Below are 19,190 nucleotides of genomic sequence, written 5' to 3' on the forward strand. Positions count from 1 at the left end.
CCGGCCCGGCGGCAGTCGCAGGGTTCGCCGGTTGCCTCGGCGGTGGGAGCGCTGACACCGACTACGACGTGGGGATGTCTGCGAAGGCGTTTCGCCCGGTCCGCATCGCTGTCGAACCGGGGACAACCGTGCGGTGGCTCAACACGAGCAAACAGGGCCACTCGGTCACGGCCTACGAAGACGAAATTCCGGATGAGGCCGACTACTTCGCCTCCGGCGGCTTCGACACTGAACAGGCCGCCCGCGACAACTGGGGAAGTTCTTCCGGCGGGACGATGTACGAGGGCCAGGATTTCACCCACACCTTCGATACCCTCGGCGAGCATCCCTACTTCTGTATTCCACACGAACGCGCCGGGATGGTCGGCACCGTCGTTGTAACCGAAAACCCAGAAACTGCGACGACCGGCGAGTAGCAGCGCTGTTGCTTTTTCGGAGGTTTCTGGTCCGCGCTGGGGGGCTCTGTGCGCTGTCTTGCAGTAGCAGTCGCAAACTCCGGCCGTCGCCAAAGCGTCAGAAGGTCACGCCCGCTGAGCAGCTGTGGTTCGAGCGCTGACTGGGGCAGAAAAATCAACTGTCAGTGCTGGAACGCTTAGGCTTCGACGTCGACGTCTTCTTCGTCCACGTCGACGGCCGTCTCCTCTTCTGCGGCGACTTCTTCGGGCCGCGCTTCGAGCGTTGTCTTCTTGATTTCGACGCGTCGGAGCGGGTAGATGTCCTTGGCCTCGCCGTAGATGGCCGAGGAGAGACGCCCTTCGACGACGCTGTCGACGAGTTCCTCGAAGGTGCGGTCTTCGGCCGTCTCGCGAACGAGGTCGATCATCGTTCGGCGGATGGCCTTCTCCTGCGAGGCGTCGGCCTTCTTCGTCGTCACGGCGACTGGCTGGACCTGGACGCGGTAGTCGTCTGTGGTCAGCACGGTGATGTAGGCCTCGACCTTCGAGGAGCCGCGGCGGACGAGCGAGCGGAGATAGTCCCGCGTGAGTTCGTGGCGGATGAACTCCGTGTACGCCGAGTCCGAGGCGACCTCGTTGATCTTGAAGGTCAGCTTGGTGTTGTTCTCGCTGGCGTCGTTGGTCAGTTCGCCGAGCGTTGTTTCGATGGTGCGTCCGAGCACCTTGTCCGGTTCGTCTGCCGGTGTCTTACCGAGAACCTCCCGGTCGAACTGCTCGGGAGCCTGCACGGTGTACCACCGTTTCTGTTCTGTGCGCTTGGAAACGCTTCGTTCACTCATGGTTGGATTGTGTGTGTTGGTCTGCGAGCTGTGCTGCAACCCGGATGTTGACGACGTAGTCGTCGACGGTCGCCTGCAGGCCGCCGGTCGAATCGCGCTCGACGGTCGTGACCACGGCGTCGCCCTCGACGCGCGTGGTCATCTCGTCGGTGTTGTCCGGCCGCACCGCGCGTGCGACGCGCTCGGGCGAGTCGTGTGTCGTGCGAATCTCGGCCCGTCTCATACTGCCTCCCGGAACGCTTCGATGAAGTCGGCCGTCGAGGCGTCGAACCGGGCCCGTGCCCGCTCGCCCGTCCCGACGGCGTCGCCGCCGACGCCGTCGGCGGCCGCGTGCATCGTCTCGGACACGTCCCGGCCGTCCGTGGCGCGAGCCGCGGCCCGGTCATCGGTGACGACGAGCGTCACCGGTTCCGGCGCGCGGAAGTCCGCGAACAGGCGGGCGACGGTGCCGGTCGGCATCGCGTCCCCGCGGGCGACGAACAGGCCGTCGTACCGGCCCGTGGTCGCGTCAGACACTGCTTCGTGAGCGCGCGTGGCGTGGGTTCGCCAGGCGTCGAGTGCCTCCTCGCGGACGGCCTCGTGGCCGAGTGCGAGCGCGACGGCGGTGCCCGGCCGTTCGCGGGCGATGGCGTCGAGCACGTCGGCGTAGCCGCCGACGGTCTCGAAGGGGCCGCCGACTGCCGGCCGGAGCGCGCGCTGGACCGCGTCGGCGGCCCGGGGCGGCGCGTCCGCGGTGACGGCCATGGCGACCAGCGACGCGAGGCGGCGGTGATCGTCGGCCGACGGGGAATCGTCGGGCGAGATATCGAGCGCCGCCAGCGCGGCCCGCGCGGCGTCCGTCTCGCCGGAGAACGGCGCGACGAACAGCGTCGAGTGGGCCAGCCCGTCCGCGAGGTCCGCCGTCGGCACGGCGACCCCGGGCCGGCGTTCCAGGCCGGCCTGTTCCGCGGCTTCGGCGACGGTCCCGTCGACCGCCCCGGCGGCAATCGTGCCGGCCAGGGCGAGCGCGGGGTCCGCCGTGCCGAGTTCGCGGGCGGCCTCGAAGGCGGTCGCGGCGGCGCGGTCGGTCAGCGTCACGTCGGCGGTCGGCTGTGGGCGACCGATGGCGACGGTGACGTCGGTCTCCGTGGTCCGGTCGGGGTCCTCGAACGGGCGGACGACGCTCGCCTGGAAGGGCGTGTCGTCCAGTGCCCGCGCCAGCAGGCCGGTCGCGGCCAGCGCCTCGCCGGTCGCGTCGCTGACGAGGCGCACGAAGGCGGCCTCGCTGAGCGACCCGGCGAGGTCACCGGGCGACGTGGCTGGCGTCGGTTCCCGACCGGTCGCCGACATCTATTCGAGACCCAGAGCTTCGACGGCGTTGTCGTAGCTGTAGGTGAAGTCCTCGTCGACCTCGTCGCCGCGGTAGTAGTCGACGAGGCGGCGAATCTTCGACTGCGTGTTCTGGAGCGCACGCTTGTTCTGGTAGTCGCCGGGGTTCTCGTCCATGTGGTCGCGCAGGCGGACGGCCCGTTCGAGCAGGTTCCGGAGGTCCTCCGGCAGGTCCGGCTCGGCCTCGTTCTCCTCGAGGATTTCGGTGACTTTCTTGCCGGTCGCGAGCGAGACGTCAGGAATCGGCGTGCCCTGAACGCCCTCGTCGCGCAGCTTCAGGCCGATTTCGCTGGGCGAGTGGCCCTGTTCGGCGAGCTCGACGACGCGCGCTTCGATGGCGTCTTCGTCTACGTCGCTCCACTCCGGGGGTTCGTCTGCCGCCGGTTTGTCCGAGTCGGACGAGCCGCGGCGGCGTGTGTGCATTCGTGCCATTGTAATCTGGTTGGAACCGCACGAACCGCTCTCGTTACGAGGCGTATTGGCACCGTACAGTGCCGAACACGGCCGCAATCCCGAGCCGCGGAAACCCACGGCGAGTCAGATTTGCGGTCGTGCTGTTCCCATCTCCCTGTCTGAGAGGGCGCGACTAAACCGTTCCGCTTCCCGGTCGCGCCTCGAGGCAGCGACGCCGTTTACGAGGCGACACTGAAACTAACCTCACAGTATTATAATTGATAACCTATCCCGCTATTTTAAATCATCTGCTGTGGTAACTGTGCGTAGTATGGGTAGCGCTGGGCTGAGCCTCGGGACTCGCGGCCAGAGTGCTCCGCTCGGATTAGCGCTTGTTTTTGCGGTGATGATTGTGTCGACGACGGCGGTCGTCGCGCTGGGTGCGGACGCGATTACGAGCACACAAACGCAACTCGACGTGGAGCGAACCGAAAAGTCGCTGACGGAACTCAATTCTAAAACCGCGCTCGTAGCACTGGGGCAGACGGATGTCCAGCAAGTCACTCTTCCCGCGAGCGGTTCGAGTACCTATCACGTCGACGAGAGCGCCGGGTGGATGAACGTCTCCTATCGGAACACAACGTCCGGGAACCGAACGACCGTAGTCAACGAGTCGATGGGCGAAGTGGCCTACCGCGGCACCGGTGCGACGCGACTTGCGTATCAGGGAGGTGGCGTCTGGCGGTCGGCCGGCGACGGTCGATCGGTGATGGTGTCCCCACCCGAGTTCCACTACCGGGACGCGACGCTGACGCTCCCGCTTGTGACGGTGAGTGGCTCCGGGGCACTCAGAGACAGCGCGTCTATCTCACATAACGCCTCGAAACAATACTGGCCCAACAAATCGGCGGGGGCAGTGAACCCGCTCGAGTCGGGCAAAGTCGAGGTGAGAGTACAGAGTGAGTACTACCGGGCATGGGGACAGTATTTCGAGACGCGAACCGACGGCTCGGTCGATTACAACCACAGCAGTAACATCGTCACGCTCGAGTTGCTCGTCCCTGCGACCAATCCGCCAGTACAGGGCGGGATCGTCGCTGGGACACCTGGGACATCAATGACAATCAAGAATAATGCCGAGGCAGATAGCTACAACTCCTCAGTGGGCCCGTACAGTGGGTTCCCCGACAACTCGAATTCGCGAATCATCTCTGCTGGCGATGTTGATGTGGAGAACAATGCCATCATCGAAGGAGACCTCGAGTCCGGTGGCGACGTACAGATAAGTAATAACGGGGAGATCCGTGGAAACCTTTCCTACGGGGGGACAGCTAGCGGTGGCGGTTACCCCAGCGGTGTCAGTGGCTGGAGCGCACAGAACGCCTCAGTCACCGCACCCGACTCTGTTGAGCGCCTCATCGATACACGTCGGTCGAGTATCTCGTCGTCGAACGACAACGCCGACCCGAGTGTCGATGTCGACAATAGCTCGAACACGCTTGCGAACTGCGCGTCGACATGCGAACTCACGGCCGGTGACTACTACCTCTCGGAAATCACACTCAACGATGGCGAAAACGCTCGTATCGATACCTCCGGCGGCGATGTCAACATCGTCGTCAACGGAACAATCACGATACAGAACAACCAGCAAATTGCGGTCGTTGGCGGGAACAGAGTGAATGTCTACGTGGAGGGCGACTACTACCAACGAAACGGCGCACTCGTCACTGTCGAAGATGATAAAGCCCCGAACTTCTGGGTATATACGAACCCCGACGCAGATGTTGAGTTCGATAACAACGCCGAGTTCACCGGCGTTATCTACGGTCCCAACGGACCGGACAACGATGGGGCGGATATAACACTCGACCAGAACGCACACGTCTACGGCGGTGTTGTGGGTGATGTGACATTTGTGTCGAACAACTACGGTATCCACTACGACGAGGCACTTCAGCGGACAGAGACAACGACGATTCCGCAGGCAATCCCTTCTGTTACGTACGTCCACATCTCGACGAACGACGTTACCATCACATCCGACTGATAGCCGACACGGTCGCCCACTAGATATCAGGATTGGTAGTGCGCAGGTTCGAGTGACATTCAGTGCAACCGACATAGCCAGCCGCTGAGCGGGGTCAGCGATAATTCGGCCAGCAATCTTATCAGCTATGATAACTACTGTCGGATAATGCACTCCCCATGGGGTCAGGAACGCGCACAATCCGCCCCGCTCGGGCTGATACTGGTCCTCAGTCTCGTCATCGTCGGTTCCAGCATCGTTGTCAGCCTGGGAGCGACAGCGCTGGTCGATACTGAGGCTGGCCTTGATGTCTCTCGGGCCGAGACGGGGATGACACAACTGGACTCGCAGGCGGCGCTGGTGGCACTTGGGAACGCCGACAGCCAGCAGGTATCGCTCGTCGGGACAGACAGATCATCGTACCGAATCAACAACACAGCGGGTCGGATGACGGTCACTATCACCAACCACTCAGCTTCGCCTCCGACAACTGTCACACTGATGGAAGAGGAACTCGGCGCGGTCGTCTACGAGAACGGGAACCAGAAAGTCGCCTATCAGGGCGGTGGCGTGTGGCGGCGCTCTGGCAGCGGCAGTGTCATGGTCTCACCGCCGGAGTTCTACTACCGCGACGCGACGCTGACGCTCCCGCTTATCACCGTCCGCGGTGACCGCTCGCTTGGCTCACGAGCCAGCATCTCAAAGAACGGCACGACGAAGGTGTACCCCGACCAGGCGGCCGGAAACGTCAATCCGCTGGATACCGGCACGGTCAATATCACCGTTGAGAGCGACTACTACCGGTCATGGGGGCGCTACTTCGAAGAGCGGACCGACGGCGACGCGTACTACGATCACGAAAACGACAGCGTGATCACGACACTAGTCGTGCCAACGGGACCGCGGGAAGTGACAAGCGCCGTCGCGGCCACGTCCGCTGGCGGGCAGATTACGCTCTCCGGTAGTGGCACCGACCCCGCTCGAACAGACAGCTACAACTCGTCTGTCGGCGACTACTCGACATCACGGGGGTCGTTCGGGACGATTACCACAGCCGGTGACGTGTCCGTGAAAGGGAACAGCGAGGTAGACGGCACTGTTCGGTCCGGTGACCGGGTTGAAGTCAAGGGGAGCGGCGTCGTCACCCGTGACGTGGAATACTCGACCACGAAGCACATCAAGGGCACTGTCAACGGCGATGTCAGACAGATTTCAGGCGTTGAGGGCGCTGGCGCTATCGACGGCTTGGTGACGCGGCGAGTCGCCAACGCAAGCGACACCAATGACAACGGCGGGACCGGGAGCATTTCGGGCGACCAGCTCACCGCCGGTGACCAGACGCTGGACGCGGGCACGTACTACTTAGAAGACCTGACGCTGGATGGTGAGACGCTAACGATTAACACAGGCGGTGACGACGTGACCATCGCTGTCCGGGACTACGTCTACATCGAGAACGGCGGACGGATCAAGGTCAACGGTGCTGGGAAAGTCCGTCTCTACGTCAAAGGCAAAGCCACGTCCGCCAGCGGCCACCACTTCCACATCTATCGTACCGGCGACGTCGATGTCGATACCGCGCAGAACTCGACGCAGTTCTGGGTGTACGGCCAGTCGGACTTCGACGCTTTCATCGAGGGAGATACTGATACTCCGCAGTTCGAGGGCGTGATTTACGCACCCGCCGGCGGCGTCGGTGCCAGCAGTGTGTCCCTGAAAAAGGCAGAGCTGTACGGCGGTCTCGTCGCTGGGTCAGTCACGGTGGATAACGGCGGGCTGGTCCACTATGACCGGGCGCTCAGAAACGAGCGAGCCGTCCCGAAGAACACGAACATCATCCGGCTGACGTACCTCCACGTCTCGAAGAACCGGATTAACGTGACCAGTGGATAGGCGACCCCTTACTGGTCGATTTCAACCGCAATATCGTGGTAGACGACGTACGTCCGCTGGATGCCGCCGGCGGACGACGTGAAGTTACACCAGCCGTTGGCCGCGCACGTAAACCCTTCACTCTCGAAGTACGACTGCCAGAGCGCCTCGCGCCGTGGGTCAGAGTCGATACTGACGTTGACGTGTTCGATAGTGCCATCGGTATCGGCGAACGAGACGTTGCTGTCGCGGTGGGTTGTCCGGACGAGCACCGTCGACCCGCCCAGACTCTGCTGGCCACTCGCGGTCGTACCGACCACAGTGATGAGGACGCGGTCATCCGTGACGAGTATCGGCGGCGTTCGCTTTTGCACCCCGCCGTCCCGGTTCGTCCGATACACTGCTCCGGCTTCGTATACGAGCGCTCGCTCCTGATTGCCAGCGTAGATAATCGGGCGGATCTCCCATGTCCCGACGTCTTTGGGCGCAGTCCCGTCGTGGACTTGCACCGATATTGTCGTGTTTTCACCTGTCCTGAGCGATGCCTCACCGAGACTAACCTCCGTGGCACGGCTCGGTGCGCCCTGTTTGTGGAGGTCCGCGATGTTGTCCGAGAGTACGTCAAACGCCCGTTCCGCGTTCTCCATCTGCTCTGCATCTCGGGCGTTCTGTAACGCCCCCAGACCGCTCACCGAGACAAGGATTATCGAAGCCACGATGAGACTGAACACCAGAGCGAAGCTCAACACCTCGCTGACGGCGCGGTCAGCCATTTCGGACCTCCAGTTGCCTGCTCGATTCGTCGTAGAACACGGTTATCACACCGCCGTCAGCACTGGAGTCTCCCAGGTCTGTCCGGGTTGTGAGCGACACAGTCACCGACACCTCCGGCGATGTCGATTCGAGCGTTAGTTCATCGGCGGCGGGGTCAATCGAGACCCGGTAGCCGGACCCACTCACCCGCGCCGGGAACGTGTGATTCAGCCGCGCAGTCGGGTCGTTGTCGGCAGCGACCACCAGCCGATCAATACGCCCGATGTCGGCGGCGACCTGCTGTCCGATGACTTCGAGTTCGTCTCTGATAACCTGCTCCTGCCGGTCCTCGACGAAGTTCCCGCCGGCAATGAGGAGACCGGACACCAGAATCGAGGCGATGGCCAGGCTCAGTGTGTAGCTCAGCGTCGTCGAGACGGCGCGGTTACGACGCATCCGGCTCACCCGGGGCCACCCGTATCTTTGCCTCGTACCGTAAGTTCGAGGTGTCGTAGCGGTAGCGGACGGTCGTATTATAAATCGCGGTCGTGCTGAACGGCGACGCAGGTGCTGTATCGAGCGTGTTTGCTGGCGTGCTATCGCGGACGACCAGCGAGTAGTTCCCCCTGATCTGGTCGCCCGATCCGTACGTGATGTTGTACTCGTCACCGACACCGTGGGCGAACCGACCGTCGAAGCGTCCGTCCTGCAGCGCGAGACACGGTTCGCCCTGCACCGTGCCGCCGGTCACGTCGATATGTGCGTACGGCTCCTCGATAGAGACATCACACGTCTCCGTGTCGCTCGGTGTGTCCACTTCCACGTTGACCGTCCCGCTGGGTCCGACATCGCCCCAGATACGCATCGTCCATTCCGGGTTGCCGCCGGTGCCGTTCGCTGTGACGACGAACTCGCTTCCCGAACTGGGGAGCTCTGTCGCGTTGATCACGAACCGTCTGGTCGCGTTCGTGCCGTCACCCGGGCGGGTGACCCGCTCTCTGACCATCCAGTCGGCACTCGGTGTCGCCTCACCGGATTCGAACAGTGACGTGTTGGTCTGGGCGATCCGTGTGCCGTAGGTCGGCGAACCGGCGAGTGTCGCGTTCACCAGTGTCCCGCTCGTGACTCGCTGTCGCTCCGTCTGTGTACTGACGGTTCGAGCACTCTCACGCACAGCGGCTTCGAGCGCCGTCTGCGTCGAGTAGTTGTACCTGTTCGCCGCGATAATGCCCTGCCCGACGTTCGCCTCTACGATTGCCCGCATCTCCAGTGCGTCGTTGCTCCCGGCGACCTCGCCCCGGCTGGCGAGGTTCTGCGTGTAAATCGCGGAGTTGACGACCAGCGCCAGCCCGATGAACGTCACCGCCAGGGCCAGCGCGGCGATGAGAATTATCTGTCCGCGGTCGTCATTGTTCAGATGCGCCACGCAACCACCTCCACGCTGACCGTGTTGTAGACGTTCGTCCCGGTGTCTGAAACCGTATAATCGGTCGCCGGGTCACCAAGCCGTGTGCTGTTTCGCGTCCCATCCGCGTCTCGCAGATGGTCGTCGTCCATGAGCGTGATTGTGCGGCTAGCACGCACTGCGTTGTCGCTCGGCTCACCGCTGTAGATGTATCGAGTCGTGACGGTTCGCCCCTGCATATTCTGGAACCTGAGGTAGACGTTATAAGCGATTCCCCGCCGGTCGAACGCACGCTCTAGCAACTCTCCGAACCGATTGTCCGGCGGCCCGTTCGTGTAATATTCCCGATCGCCAGCCGTGCTATGGAACTGCGCCGTGCTGTTGTCCCAGTAGAGCACAGCCGGTTTTAATGCGTCCTCTGCCGCCGCCGAGGCGAGGACTCCCTGGCCGATTGCTTGCTGTTGGTTCTCGATGTGCTGGCTCGACGTACTCGCCGACAGCGGCGTCACCGCTGTCATCTGTAGGGCAAATACCAGACTTGCCAGTAACAGCATTCCACTGACGATGGCTTCGAGCGTGTGGGCCTGCGCACGCATACTACCACATCACCACGCGTACTGTGACGTCCTGCCCGTTCAGCGAGACCACTCGCAGCGCAGTGACCGACGCGTCGTTGTTCGTTGGCGGATTCCCGCCGGTAGTGAGTATCGTTCCACAGCCACCACTGGCCGCAACGAGTTCCTCGTTTGTTCCATCCCAACAGAGCGTTTCGTCGGCGGCTGCTGTTGCCGTCGCATTCCCCCGGATTGTGACGTTCACGTTCTCCAAAGCCGGGTCAAGCCCGACCCGTTCTTCGGTACTCCCACCGGAGTCGTAGCCACACCCTGACGGTGGTGCGTTTCCAGCGAAGAACTCCTGCGTACAGTGTTCGTCCAGCACGTACGGTTGCTGTGGCGAACCAAGCATCCCCATTGTGAGTCCATCGGCAACTCTGTCGGTCGTGACCGTCTCCTCCTGAATCCCTGCCGAAAACGGCGACAGAAGTCCCGGAATGAACAGGAAAATGAATATCAAGACGCTCAAAAACAAGCTCATACCGATTGCGAAGTCCAGCGTCGTCTGCCCGCGCTGGTGCCCTCCGCTCCAGAGTGACCGGACGACACACCGGTTGGTAGACTGCGTCTCATTTCTCCTACGGTTCATAAGCCTGATTCACTGAACTGAGATTACTGTAGGGATGGTATCAGGCGTTATAACCATTATGGCCGTACTGTAACTCCGATTACCAGATTTCTACGCACCCCTGGAAGTCGATGCAATACTGGTCTGTTTGAGACCATGAGTCCGGTTCTCTATGTCCCGGTGCTTCGATGGGTTTAAGCAATCCCATCGGGAAGCAGATAATGCACGCAAGGGCTCGTAGATCAGGGGTAGATCACTCCCTTGGCATGGGAGAGGCCCCGGGTTCAAATCCCGGCGAGTCCATCCTTATTTTACCGTCGTAAACAGGGAATTAATAACACGACGAGAGTGCCGTCTCTCCCTGTTTTCGGCACAATCGGGTTTCGAGAACCCTCCCCGGAGAAAGAGAGTTCATCGGGAATCCGGATGCACCCCTCGCAGTCACGCGATTATTCCGAGGGAGTACAGTTCTCTAACATTTCTCGGAGGTGGTCGGCGTGTCGCCTAAACGCGACCTCGCCCAGCCCACCGACTGGCCATTCGCTCGTGATAAGTTTGTCCGTGCGTCTCGACTCCTGGAGGCGACCGACGACGATGTTCGTCAAGCTATCGAGCAGGTCGAGGACGGTGGTCAGCAGTGACCGACGATCTGCCTGCTCGCCCACGCTGTCAATGGTGCGACAATAGCGCGTCGGAACTCGAACCTGCCCCTTGCGCTCGCTGCTCGGTCGCTCTTGATCGCCTCAACGAACCCGGCGTTTCCGCCGTCTCGAAAGAGGGGCAGGTGATTCGATGACGGACTGGTCGAACTACGTCCAGTACCGCTGCCCGCTCTGTCAGGACAACTGCATCAACCGGGTCGACCATCCAGCGACGGAGGCGAACCGCTGCAAGCAGTGCCACAGTGTTCCCTCGTCGACCGACACAAGTGAGGGAGCGGGAGAGCTGGCACGCCCGGAAGCGCAACGGAGTGAGCATCCCGGACCGGTCGGCGAGCGCCAATCGCCGTCCGCACCAGCTCGACCAACTGGCAGCGCCCCCTCGCGGGGCGACCCGGAAGCCCGAACGTCTCCCCCGAACCCGGAGGGTGAGGGGAATCCCAACAGCGACACACTGGGCAGCCGACGAACGGACGCCCGTTCTGATGGTCCCAAATGAGCGTCGTCGAGCCGCCGGGACACCTGGGCGGTCTCGACCTCGCCGATAGATGTAACACTCCCGTCTTAGCAGACCTTCTTGAAGAGCGCGACCTACTCGGTCACGGCCAACTACTCGATGGAACTCTCACAGAGCGCGACGAAGACCGCATACGTGTGGCGAAGTTCATTGCGGCGCATCCAGAGGGTACACCGCTGTCACACGTTGTTTCGTACGCCGTCAAAGGTGTCTCCCCCGAAACGTGCGAGCGCGTCGAAGGCTCCGATCCCGACTACCAGTTTGCATACCGCTTCGTGGACGACCTCGTAGCCCCTGACGACCCTTACGTGCGGAAATCCGAGTCTGCAGGGGTTCTGATGGTGACCCCGACCCTCCGCCTTCTTGACTTGATTACAGAAGGCATTACTCAAACGGCCCACCAGACCGAGGGTCAGACGTACGACCGCCAATTCATCCGCAACTACCTCAAGCGGGTCGATTCCGTCGATGACGACCTACGCGAGCTACTGGAGGACAGTTTTACATCCTACCTCAATCGCATCGAGGACTACCGGCTGCTGTTCGACGTTCACTTCGTCGACCGGCGTGGTGGCGAGTCCACACAGCGGATGACCAAGCGGTACAAGACCCGTTTCAACGACCAAGGGCGGGTCTCGAAGCAGTTCGCCCGGTTCAATGACGCACTCGAATACGGTTATGAAAACGCTGAGAACGCTGTGTTGGTGACGCTGACGACTGACCCAAAGCGCCAGGACTCGCTGCTGGACGGGATAGATTCGATAAACGAGAACTTCAACAGACTGCTGTCGTACTTCGATTCGGACCCGTCGACGAAAGACAACACACGTAACTCGACCGTTCCCGGCTGGCGTCCCGATCTCGACGACGACGTGACTGGGCGACCGCGCGAGCGCCCGGATTACATCAAGGCCTTGGAGTTCACGGAAAAAGGGTATCCGCACCTGCACGTACTGTTCTTCGACGTTCCTACCCGCGAATCCGATAGCCTCCCTTGGCTGTGCGACAAGCCCGAAGTGGCTGCGAAGTGGGCCGACTACGGCCAGGGCGAAATCGTCGACGTGTATCCGCTGACCTACCGCGACGATCTCGACGACTTGGAGCCGGAGTTCCAGAGCGATGAGGGCTTCGTCGACTGGTATCGCTTTGGCGACCACGATCACAGCGAGGATTGGGTACGTGAGCGCACCCGCTCACACGAGCTGATCGAGTTCGGCGACGACGGCCACGGGAAGGAATCAACTGCCGGCGCGTATCTCGGGAAGTACCTGAGTGCGACGTTCGGCTCGCTGCTTGATGCCTCTGAATCGTTCGAGCAGGGCGACGACGAGCGTGAGACGTATGCGGACAAAGCGGCGACGTGGAAGCTCGCGCTGTACTGGGCGACAAACCGGCGCTTCTGGTCCTGCTCGAAATCGATTACGGAGGGAATTGATCGGAACGACCACCTGCAAGATCCGGACGTTCGTGAAACCGTCCGCTGGTGCTCACTCGATTCAGTACAAGCCGCAAGCGAGAGTGAAGTACGTGACAGTCTTGCGCGTCGGCAGTGGGACGACCTCGACAATCTCGATGCTGCCATAGAGCGGGCTATTTCGGACGTTGAACAGCCGCAGGTACGTTCAACGCTCCCCGAAGGGGCTATGTTCCGTTGTACCGTCGAATATATTGGCGCATACGCACATCATGACCTTCCTGTGGCGAAGTTAGTAGATGGTGCACGTCATCTTGAGTCCGCTGAAGACCGTATTGTTGATTCCAGTAGTTAATCAAAATAAACTGTAAGGCTAATTATCGAAATCGACCACATTGACTCGACATTGTGTCGGAAAGTTACTCTTGATACTAACTCGAAAGTTCGTACTCTTGTAAATTATGACTAGAGTTTAAGTGACTGTATATTGTTTTATCTGGTGAAATGCAAAGCGGGATAATTGGGTCGGTAAATGGTGAATTCGAAGATATTGATACAACTACCTTTCCTTCAGTTCGAAACGAAGATGGTTTAGAATTACGTTCAACGCTATCGATAAGTGAAACTGGAACTAATCAGAGTGGAACCAAAATTATTCATGGAACTGCCGCAGATCAGGAAATATTAGACGAAGAAAGAAAAACCATCAACTCAAAAGGGGAAGTTGTCATAGATAGTCAGAATAAAAATATTATTACAAGGACAACTTCATTCATTTGTGTTCCCGGAGAATACGTAGTCGTTGACAGTTCAAGTGGTCAATTTGCTTTTGATATTATAGGATCGGCTACAGGAACCATGATAGAAAGAGCAGAATTCAATCTGAATGCATTAATAGGTGATTATAAAGACAATACCGAAATCTGGATGGGAGGATTCACTGGTCGCGAAGGATCGGCTGAATCAGGCGTTGCATATGGACGTGAGGTGTTGTCTGATTCAGAAATTGGAGTTGTTTTTGAGGATTCTGACTTAAATCAATTAGGCATTGAACTGGAACACAGGGGAGACGTATACAATATTCGAATGTCACGTGGAGGATATCTAGAGGTTTACGAGCCCAATGATCTGGGTGCGATGGGTTACGTCCGTCTCCTCAACGAAGTCATTGAGAATTACGTGAGGTGATTAATTCATGCCATTCATTTCAGGTGTGGTTGCCGAGGTTGAAAATCAAGATTCAGAAATTGACAGCTTTACAGATACAACTCCTGATGATTCAGAGCTAGATTCGTACGTAAGCATAAAGAGTGAGACTTCAGTTGATGGTACAAATTTTAAACATGGATTAGCGGTGAGAGAAAAGTTCGTAACCAGAGAAGGAGTAATAGTTGATAACAGCGATGTCTCAATAGGCGAAAGAGAAGAGACAACTTGGGTTTGGACCGAGTTCTGGTTGAGCAGGGATGACTTTATGATCGTAAAGAATAGCGATGGAATCTTTGCCTTTGATCTAGTTGAAAGAGCTACTGGATCTGATATAGACAGAGTTAGCTTTGATTTGGAGGATATTGTTAGTGACTATTCTGGACAGTGGATGGGCTCAATTGAAAATAGACCTGATAATGTCCAGAGCGCCACACTGTATGGCGACGATATTGAAGATGATGGTGACATGGGCGATGCCTTCCTCAATTCGAGCAAAAATCAGATTGGACCATGGATCAATTACAATGGACAAGAGTTGAAGGTAAGAGTGGGCGGAGACTGGTTCCAAGTTTTAAAGCCCGGAGACTATACTAGAGAGCAGTATTTAAAACTGTATATGAATGTCTTATCGGCTTATACTACGTGAGCTTAAAATATTTCTTGATCCCCTGACTGAGATTCCTTGGATTCTTAAACGTAAACTGCATAACAGAGTCTTTCCTACTTGCTTGAAGCCCCAACTTCTCATCTGTAATTTCATCTTCCCCCGGAGGCGCTCCCCGCTTCATTTTAGCCAGGACGAACGATTGCTCTGCTTTTTGCATTTCGAAACAATCGTTGTTGATAACTTCTGAGATGCACTCGGAAAGATTTTCAAATTCACGTAAGGCTTCATCAGACCGGTAGCCAAATCTCAGTTCTGTATCAGACTTTATTACTAGTTTATAGCCCTCGACATCACTTATGCCTTCAGTGAAATTATGTTGCTCAACGATTTTGACGGTGATCTTAGTTGGAATCCCTTCCGCTCGCAACATCAACTGATTATCCTGCAGCTCCGGGTGAGAAATACCTCCTCTATATTTTCTTTGAATTTCTTTAAATGTAGGCATATCAAGGCCTTTTACCGGCTTCTTTTTGTACTTATCAACTCTCTTAACTTCAAGCTGGACTTCTTCATTCGTTAGATAATAGCTTGCTTTCTTCACCCAAGAACTGATGTTTTTCCTATAGATCCAAGTAAGTAGACCTATGAAGGCCGAAATTAGAATCTCGACTGCAATATCATTCCAAAGGGCGGTGATATCAACCATGGTATGTTTTTCTATGGGGGAAACATAGTTATAGAGCTCTTGTTTCTAGTAGTGACCCGTACGGTACAATGATATGCTTTTTGACTGATAACACATACATAACTTATTCGACTCAGTCATCACGGCCTGGAGGAAGCTCATAGAAGATTTGGTTCCCTCCTACATCTTCAAAGTATAGTTTCTCGGTCACCTCAACCTCACCTTTTTGACTAGCCAAGTCCTTCCACTCCTCAAGACTCATTTGATCTCCTTCTTCACTTGTTAGGATGAGTTGAAACCGGACTCGGCGTCCAGATTGGGGCATAACTACGCCGGGTGACTGATACTCCCCATCATCAACTTTGATTGCAGGACAGCGGTCTTTTACCAGACTTTTTTTATGGAAATATCTAGTGTAGGCTACCTCAATTTCGATAGAAAGATTCAAGATTGCTCCTGCTCCTGCATTTTCAACGTAGTACTGTCTTGTATTCTCTGAATCTGAGCGAAGCCGGTACGTTTCATCTCCTATTTCTGGACCATATTGAGTTTGCATCAGTCCTGTCTGTGTTTCCATTATACTTCTCTGAGTATCTTGGATCTGAGATTGCTCCTTTTGGATAATGGTTTGTTGTCGGTATAGCGTTACCAAAGCGAGAGTTAGCAATAATGATCCTCCAGCATTAACAATCTGGGCGAATTTTGGTAGATTATATGGAAAGTCTGTGTTAGTAACATTTATTACGGAATTGTATTCTAACGCAGGAATCGCTATCAGTGTTACTGAAAAAACGCCGATCCCTAACCAGAATATAACTCGTGTAATCCATCCAGCAGCATCATCTGAATCATCCATAAGGAAGGTTCCCCCATACGGCAAAATCCATTCTATAACCAGTCCAATCGTTGTGACATCATAATAATAGTGTTTTGATGTCAGCCATCAGTTAACCGAAAATAGATTATATTATACACCAATCTGGTAGCACATTTACTTGATTTATTTCACTTTCACCGAGGCGAGCGACCCCTTCTAGTATCAACTCGCGGATTTTCGTCGTGTATGGCAACTCAGGAAACGCCATCCTTCGACGATCTCGAACCGGTCGACAACAGCACTGACGACGACTACGATTCGGAGTGGATCGAACTCGAACCCGGCGAATCGGTCGTCGGTGAGATTCGTGACCTCTCGCCCAACTGCGGCAAGTACGACACGACTGTCATCGAGCTGGCCCGCGGCATCGGCGACGTGGTCGCCATGTGGTCGAACGGCCAGATCGACAATGCCCTCGACGACAACGACCTCGGCGAGGGCGATGTGGTCGGCATCAAGCACACCGAACAGACCAGCGTGTTCACGAACGAGGACGGCGAGGAACAGGAGTACGACATCTGGAAGGTCCGGGAACTCCCTGCCGGAGGGCCTGAATGAGCTACCAGAACCGCGCGAGCGACATGGTGAGCGACTACATGAACATCCGGAGTCTGCCCGCGATGCTGTCGGTGGCATTCATCGCGGCCAGCCTCTACCAGTTCGGTGGTATCACCACTGTCGAACTCCCGTGGCTGTCGTACACGCTGACGACTCAGCACTCACTGGTGATCTCGCTCGGGGCCTTCGCTGCGGCGTTTGCCAGCTCCGAGACCAAGGAGTTCCAGTACTACGAGGACTGGGAGAAAGTCGCTATCGCGCTCGGCCCCGTGGTGATTCTCGGCAACGAGTACATTCCACAGATCAACGACTTCCTGCTCTCCCTCGGTGACCCGCTTGGGATGCAGCTGGCGTTCATCGCCACGGTCGTCTCCTGGGGAGTGGCTGTTCAGTAAACCGATGACTCGACGCTATTCTTTCGGAGGTGAACTACGATGAGTCACGCACGCTCTATACTGCTGGCTGGCCTGCTCGTCCTGTCGGCAGTCGTTACTGGTGTCGGCCCCGCACTGGCACAGACATCCACGGACACCTACGCTCAGGAGTTCACGACTGGCCCGCACAAGGTCGAAATAGACCTCTCGAACGTTACTACCGAAACAACGATCTCCGTGATTACCTCCGGGTCTCCGGCTGGTGATAACGTCACGATCATGAAGAAAACGGTATCAGCCAGTACCCCGTCAGCACACTTCCGCAACGCTGGCGCGTACGACACCTTCACCGTCCAAGTGGAAGGTGCTGATGCTGAACCCGGCTTCTCGAAAGGCGGCGTCACTGATGCATGGACGCCTGGTGACTCCGGAAAGTTCCTCGGTGATACTGGTGGTGACGCCGATTTCAACTATGAACTAAACGAGCAGATCGGCGAATCGGTTATGCCTCAGGTTGTCCAGCTCGACCGGACCGGACTCCCCGGCAGCACGAAAGTTGATACCAGTGAAACGGATGCTGCACAGACCAAGGTGGATATCTATCAGTCCGCACAGAACAGTCATGCGGCGTCTGAGGGGTTCCACACCACCTTAGATAACTACCTCTCGGACACGAAAACGCAGGCGCGTATCATCGGGAAGAACGCCTACATCAAGGCACTCAACAGCGGTGCCAGTAAGTCCGCAGCCAAGACTGAGGCAAAACAGGCAGTCGCAGACTACTACGCAACCAAGCAGGTCAACCTGATGAATCAGTACGAGGTCGAAGCACAGAACTACGATTACCTGCACTCGGTGGCTGCAAACGAGTCAAATATCGCCTCCACGCTGGACGGGAATCAAGACACGTTCGTCGGCACACACCACACGCACCCGTATGTAGACGGTGGGACCATCGAGTACCAAGGGCTAAACTCGGTTAGCTACACACTCACCAACGGCAGTAGCCACACGTACCAAGCTCCGAAGGTGTTCGTTGAAGCTGGCTACGATAGCGGGGATAACATCAATCCGACGTTGACCGCGCACACGGCTCCGAGTTCTGTCGAATCCTCGGCTGGCTCCGGTCGGTCAAGCGTCCATCTTGAGTCGCTGATGATCCGCGCACCAAACGACAACTATCAGAATCTCAAGATCGTCCGCTGGCAGGAGTTCAACAGGCTGAACTCCGACATCCAGAGTCAGAATAGCGAGGTCCAAGCCGACATGGATACGCTGGCTGAGAATACGTACAGTGCCTACCAGGCTGGCGAAATCAACAACAGCGATCTCGTCGACCCCTACGTACTCTCGAACCAGCAATCCGCAGGTGAGGACTTCCAGGGCTGGGCCGCCGCACAGCTCACACTGATGGGTACGAACTCCCCTGAGAACTTCGACCAGATCGGGAGCTTCAACGTAACCACTGGAGACGGTACGCAGTACGAAGGTGTCCTGTTCTCTCAGGAGAATCCTGCGAGCGGGCAGTTCGAGACCGGGACCACCTACAACACATCCAACATCGGCGGCACGCAGTATGTCGTTACCAGTGACCGAATCGTGGAACTGGATGGTGAGTTTACCATCGATAGCATCTCAACGCAGGACGGCCGGACCGTCCAGAACGTCACTATCCAGAAGACCACCTATGAGACGACCAACGTAACCGAACTCAAACAACAGTACGAGGATCTGGCGCGGAAGCGAGCGGAGATCGAGGCGCGTGAGCAGAACCTCCGTGGCTCGGCTGGCGGTGGCCTGCTCGGTGGCTCGTCCAGCTCACTCGTGCTGGCACTCATTGGTGTTGGCGCACTGTACGCCGTGAGCCAGCGCCGGTCCGGAGGGAAGTACTGATGGTCTACTGGTTGGCTCTGAAACCCGTTCCCCGAGACGTTTGGCTGGTGCTACTCGCACTCGTTGCACTCCAACTCTCGGGGGCCGTCGACGTGATCGGGCCGGCCATTGATATGTTGTCGTCTTGGCTCCCAGAACCGTCGCTCGACTGGTTCTGGTGA

General features: G+C 57.6%; 23 protein-coding genes and 1 tRNA gene. 12 read left to right on the forward strand and 12 right to left on the reverse strand.

The annotated features are described in order from the left end of the window. Positions 1–128 precede the first annotated feature (128 nt). Positions 129–416 (forward strand): plastocyanin/azurin family copper-binding protein, encoded by a 288-nt coding sequence (locus AMS69_RS21225; RefSeq protein WP_394325234.1) that lies wholly within the window; start codon positions 129–131, stop codon positions 414–416. Between the two features lie 176 nt (positions 417–592). Here the strand turns inward: AMS69_RS21225 and AMS69_RS15625 are convergent, their stop codons facing one another. The 4 genes from AMS69_RS15625 to AMS69_RS15640 are packed head-to-tail and all read right to left on the reverse strand — an operon-like array spanning position 593 to position 3,034. Continuing rightward, entirely contained in the window at positions 593–1,234 is a 642-nt protein-coding gene (locus AMS69_RS15625; RefSeq protein WP_053969003.1) for a 30S ribosomal protein S3ae, read from the reverse strand. After that, entirely contained in the window at positions 1,227–1,457 is a 231-nt protein-coding gene (locus AMS69_RS15630) for a KEOPS complex subunit Pcc1 (protein WP_004518217.1), read from the reverse strand. Before AMS69_RS15630 ends, AMS69_RS15625 begins: the two co-directional genes overlap by 8 nt. Then, the gene (locus tag AMS69_RS15635; RefSeq protein ID WP_053969004.1) at positions 1,454–2,563 is read right to left on the reverse strand and encodes a hypothetical protein; all 1,110 of its coding nucleotides are present in this window, start codon (positions 2,561–2,563) and stop codon (positions 1,454–1,456) included. The genes AMS69_RS15630 and AMS69_RS15635 overlap by 4 nt, the downstream gene beginning before the upstream one ends. Beyond that, positions 2,564–3,034 (reverse strand): 30S ribosomal protein S15, encoded by a 471-nt coding sequence (locus tag AMS69_RS15640; RefSeq protein ID WP_053969005.1) that lies wholly within the window; start codon positions 3,032–3,034, stop codon positions 2,564–2,566. It lies immediately after the preceding gene. A 292-nt stretch (positions 3,035–3,326) separates the two neighbouring features. Between AMS69_RS15640 and AMS69_RS15645 the strand changes: the two genes are divergently transcribed. Next, positions 3,327–5,045, forward strand: a complete 1,719-nt coding sequence (locus AMS69_RS15645; RefSeq protein ID WP_238378562.1) for a DUF7289 family protein — start codon at positions 3,327–3,329, stop codon at positions 5,043–5,045. Positions 5,046–5,192: 147 nt separating this feature from the next. Then, a complete protein-coding gene (locus AMS69_RS15650) occupies positions 5,193–6,917 on the forward strand; it encodes a DUF7289 family protein (protein WP_053969007.1) in 1,725 nt (574 codons plus the stop codon). Between the two features lie 8 nt (positions 6,918–6,925). Here the strand turns inward: AMS69_RS15650 and AMS69_RS15655 are convergent, their stop codons facing one another. Genes AMS69_RS15655 through AMS69_RS15675 form a run of 5 tightly spaced genes read right to left on the reverse strand, consistent with a single transcriptional unit; the run spans position 6,926 to position 10,257 of the window. Beyond that, complete coding sequence (locus tag AMS69_RS15655; protein ID WP_053969008.1) at positions 6,926–7,669, reverse strand: DUF7289 family protein; 744 nt, start codon at positions 7,667–7,669, stop codon at positions 6,926–6,928. Further along, a complete protein-coding gene (locus AMS69_RS15660) occupies positions 7,662–8,105 on the reverse strand; it encodes a DUF7266 family protein (RefSeq protein ID WP_053969009.1) in 444 nt (147 codons plus the stop codon). Before AMS69_RS15660 ends, AMS69_RS15655 begins: the two co-directional genes overlap by 8 nt. Continuing rightward, entirely contained in the window at positions 8,095–9,075 is a 981-nt protein-coding gene (locus tag AMS69_RS15665) for a DUF7261 family protein (protein ID WP_053969010.1), read from the reverse strand. The genes AMS69_RS15660 and AMS69_RS15665 overlap by 11 nt, the downstream gene beginning before the upstream one ends. Next, positions 9,063–9,650 (reverse strand): DUF7288 family protein, encoded by a 588-nt coding sequence (locus AMS69_RS15670; protein ID WP_053969011.1) that lies wholly within the window; start codon positions 9,648–9,650, stop codon positions 9,063–9,065. The genes AMS69_RS15665 and AMS69_RS15670 overlap by 13 nt, the downstream gene beginning before the upstream one ends. A 1-nt stretch (position 9,651) precedes the next feature. After that, positions 9,652–10,257, reverse strand: a complete 606-nt coding sequence (locus AMS69_RS15675) for a DUF7287 family protein (protein ID WP_053969012.1) — start codon at positions 10,255–10,257, stop codon at positions 9,652–9,654. A 210-nt stretch (positions 10,258–10,467) separates the two neighbouring features. Here AMS69_RS15675 and AMS69_RS15680 point away from each other — a divergent pair. Then, a tRNA-Ala gene (locus AMS69_RS15680) sits at positions 10,468–10,539 on the forward strand. Positions 10,540–10,685: 146 nt separating this feature from the next. Here the strand turns inward: AMS69_RS15680 and AMS69_RS15685 are convergent. Continuing rightward, on the reverse strand, positions 10,686–10,901 hold the full coding sequence (locus AMS69_RS15685) for a hypothetical protein (RefSeq protein ID WP_053969013.1): 216 nt from the start codon (positions 10,899–10,901) through the stop codon (positions 10,686–10,688). 127 nt (positions 10,902–11,028) lie between these two features. Between AMS69_RS15685 and AMS69_RS20290 the strand changes: the two genes are divergently transcribed. The 4 genes from AMS69_RS20290 to AMS69_RS15700 all read left to right on the forward strand — a co-directional run bounded on the left by AMS69_RS20290 (position 11,029) and on the right by AMS69_RS15700 (position 14,681). After that, positions 11,029–11,394, forward strand: a complete 366-nt coding sequence (locus AMS69_RS20290) for a hypothetical protein (protein ID WP_155119981.1) — start codon at positions 11,029–11,031, stop codon at positions 11,392–11,394. Continuing rightward, positions 11,391–13,181 (forward strand): hypothetical protein, encoded by a 1,791-nt coding sequence (locus AMS69_RS15690; RefSeq protein ID WP_053969014.1) that lies wholly within the window; start codon positions 11,391–11,393, stop codon positions 13,179–13,181. Before AMS69_RS20290 ends, AMS69_RS15690 begins: the two co-directional genes overlap by 4 nt. Positions 13,182–13,330: 149 nt before the next feature. Continuing rightward, entirely contained in the window at positions 13,331–14,014 is a 684-nt protein-coding gene (locus AMS69_RS20295; protein ID WP_155119982.1) for a hypothetical protein, read from the forward strand. A 7-nt stretch (positions 14,015–14,021) separates the two neighbouring features. After that, positions 14,022–14,681, forward strand: a complete 660-nt coding sequence (locus tag AMS69_RS15700) for a hypothetical protein (protein ID WP_155119983.1) — start codon at positions 14,022–14,024, stop codon at positions 14,679–14,681. Here the strand turns inward: AMS69_RS15700 and AMS69_RS15705 are convergent. Together AMS69_RS15705 and AMS69_RS20300 are read right to left on the reverse strand one after the other, a co-directional pair. Further along, positions 14,674–15,348: a hypothetical protein gene (locus AMS69_RS15705; protein WP_053969017.1), complete on the reverse strand. Its 675-nt coding sequence runs from the start codon at positions 15,346–15,348 to the stop codon at positions 14,674–14,676. The genes AMS69_RS15700 and AMS69_RS15705 overlap by 8 nt on opposite strands. A 112-nt stretch (positions 15,349–15,460) precedes the next feature. Beyond that, on the reverse strand, positions 15,461–16,183 hold the full coding sequence (locus AMS69_RS20300) for a hypothetical protein (protein WP_155119984.1): 723 nt from the start codon (positions 16,181–16,183) through the stop codon (positions 15,461–15,463). A gap of 207 nt (positions 16,184–16,390) precedes the next feature. On the opposite strand from AMS69_RS20300, the gene AMS69_RS15710 reads away from it, so the two are divergent. The 4 genes from AMS69_RS15710 to AMS69_RS20305 are packed head-to-tail and all read left to right on the forward strand — an operon-like array spanning position 16,391 to position 19,190. Further along, a complete protein-coding gene (locus tag AMS69_RS15710; protein ID WP_053969018.1) occupies positions 16,391–16,762 on the forward strand; it encodes a hypothetical protein in 372 nt (123 codons plus the stop codon). Then, complete coding sequence (locus tag AMS69_RS15715; protein ID WP_053969019.1) at positions 16,759–17,157, forward strand: hypothetical protein; 399 nt, start codon at positions 16,759–16,761, stop codon at positions 17,155–17,157. The genes AMS69_RS15710 and AMS69_RS15715 overlap by 4 nt, the downstream gene beginning before the upstream one ends. A 39-nt stretch (positions 17,158–17,196) precedes the next feature. Continuing rightward, complete coding sequence (locus AMS69_RS20715) at positions 17,197–19,029, forward strand: hypothetical protein (protein WP_053969020.1); 1,833 nt, start codon at positions 17,197–17,199, stop codon at positions 19,027–19,029. Then, entirely contained in the window at positions 19,029–19,190 is a 162-nt protein-coding gene (locus AMS69_RS20305; protein ID WP_155119985.1) for a hypothetical protein, read from the forward strand. Before AMS69_RS20715 ends, AMS69_RS20305 begins: the two co-directional genes overlap by 1 nt.

Source organism: Haloarcula rubripromontorii (assembly GCF_001280425.1).
In the GTDB taxonomy this organism is placed as follows: domain Archaea; phylum Halobacteriota; class Halobacteria; order Halobacteriales; family Haloarculaceae; genus Haloarcula; species Haloarcula rubripromontorii.

Coding starts and splice junctions, on each gene's coding strand:
- AMS69_RS15625 (WP_053969003.1), bottom strand. CDS start 1,234: ATGAGTGAACGAAGCGTTTCCAAGCGCACAGAACAGAAACGGTGGTAC.
- AMS69_RS15630 (WP_004518217.1), bottom strand. CDS start 1,457: ATGAGACGGGCCGAGATTCGCACGACACACGACTCGCCCGAGCGCGTC.
- AMS69_RS15635 (WP_053969004.1), bottom strand. CDS start 2,563: ATGTCGGCGACCGGTCGGGAACCGACGCCAGCCACGTCGCCCGGTGAC.
- AMS69_RS15640 (WP_053969005.1), bottom strand. CDS start 3,034: ATGGCACGAATGCACACACGCCGCCGCGGCTCGTCCGACTCGGACAAA.
- AMS69_RS15645 (WP_238378562.1), top strand. CDS start 3,327: ATGGGTAGCGCTGGGCTGAGCCTCGGGACTCGCGGCCAGAGTGCTCCG.
- AMS69_RS15650 (WP_053969007.1), top strand. CDS start 5,193: ATGCACTCCCCATGGGGTCAGGAACGCGCACAATCCGCCCCGCTCGGG.
- AMS69_RS15655 (WP_053969008.1), bottom strand. CDS start 7,669: ATGGCTGACCGCGCCGTCAGCGAGGTGTTGAGCTTCGCTCTGGTGTTC.
- AMS69_RS15660 (WP_053969009.1), bottom strand. CDS start 8,105: ATGCGTCGTAACCGCGCCGTCTCGACGACGCTGAGCTACACACTGAGC.
- AMS69_RS15670 (WP_053969011.1), bottom strand. CDS start 9,650: ATGCGTGCGCAGGCCCACACGCTCGAAGCCATCGTCAGTGGAATGCTG.
- AMS69_RS15675 (WP_053969012.1), bottom strand. CDS start 10,257: ATGAACCGTAGGAGAAATGAGACGCAGTCTACCAACCGGTGTGTCGTC.
- AMS69_RS20290 (WP_155119981.1), top strand. CDS start 11,029: ATGACGGACTGGTCGAACTACGTCCAGTACCGCTGCCCGCTCTGTCAG.
- AMS69_RS15690 (WP_053969014.1), top strand. CDS start 11,391: ATGAGCGTCGTCGAGCCGCCGGGACACCTGGGCGGTCTCGACCTCGCC.
- AMS69_RS20295 (WP_155119982.1), top strand. CDS start 13,331: ATGCAAAGCGGGATAATTGGGTCGGTAAATGGTGAATTCGAAGATATT.
- AMS69_RS15700 (WP_155119983.1), top strand. CDS start 14,022: ATGCCATTCATTTCAGGTGTGGTTGCCGAGGTTGAAAATCAAGATTCA.
- AMS69_RS15705 (WP_053969017.1), bottom strand. CDS start 15,348: ATGGTTGATATCACCGCCCTTTGGAATGATATTGCAGTCGAGATTCTA.
- AMS69_RS20300 (WP_155119984.1), bottom strand. CDS start 16,183: ATGGATGATTCAGATGATGCTGCTGGATGGATTACACGAGTTATATTC.
- AMS69_RS15710 (WP_053969018.1), top strand. CDS start 16,391: ATGGCAACTCAGGAAACGCCATCCTTCGACGATCTCGAACCGGTCGAC.
- AMS69_RS15715 (WP_053969019.1), top strand. CDS start 16,759: ATGAGCTACCAGAACCGCGCGAGCGACATGGTGAGCGACTACATGAAC.
- AMS69_RS20715 (WP_053969020.1), top strand. CDS start 17,197: ATGAGTCACGCACGCTCTATACTGCTGGCTGGCCTGCTCGTCCTGTCG.
- AMS69_RS20305 (WP_155119985.1), top strand. CDS start 19,029: ATGGTCTACTGGTTGGCTCTGAAACCCGTTCCCCGAGACGTTTGGCTG.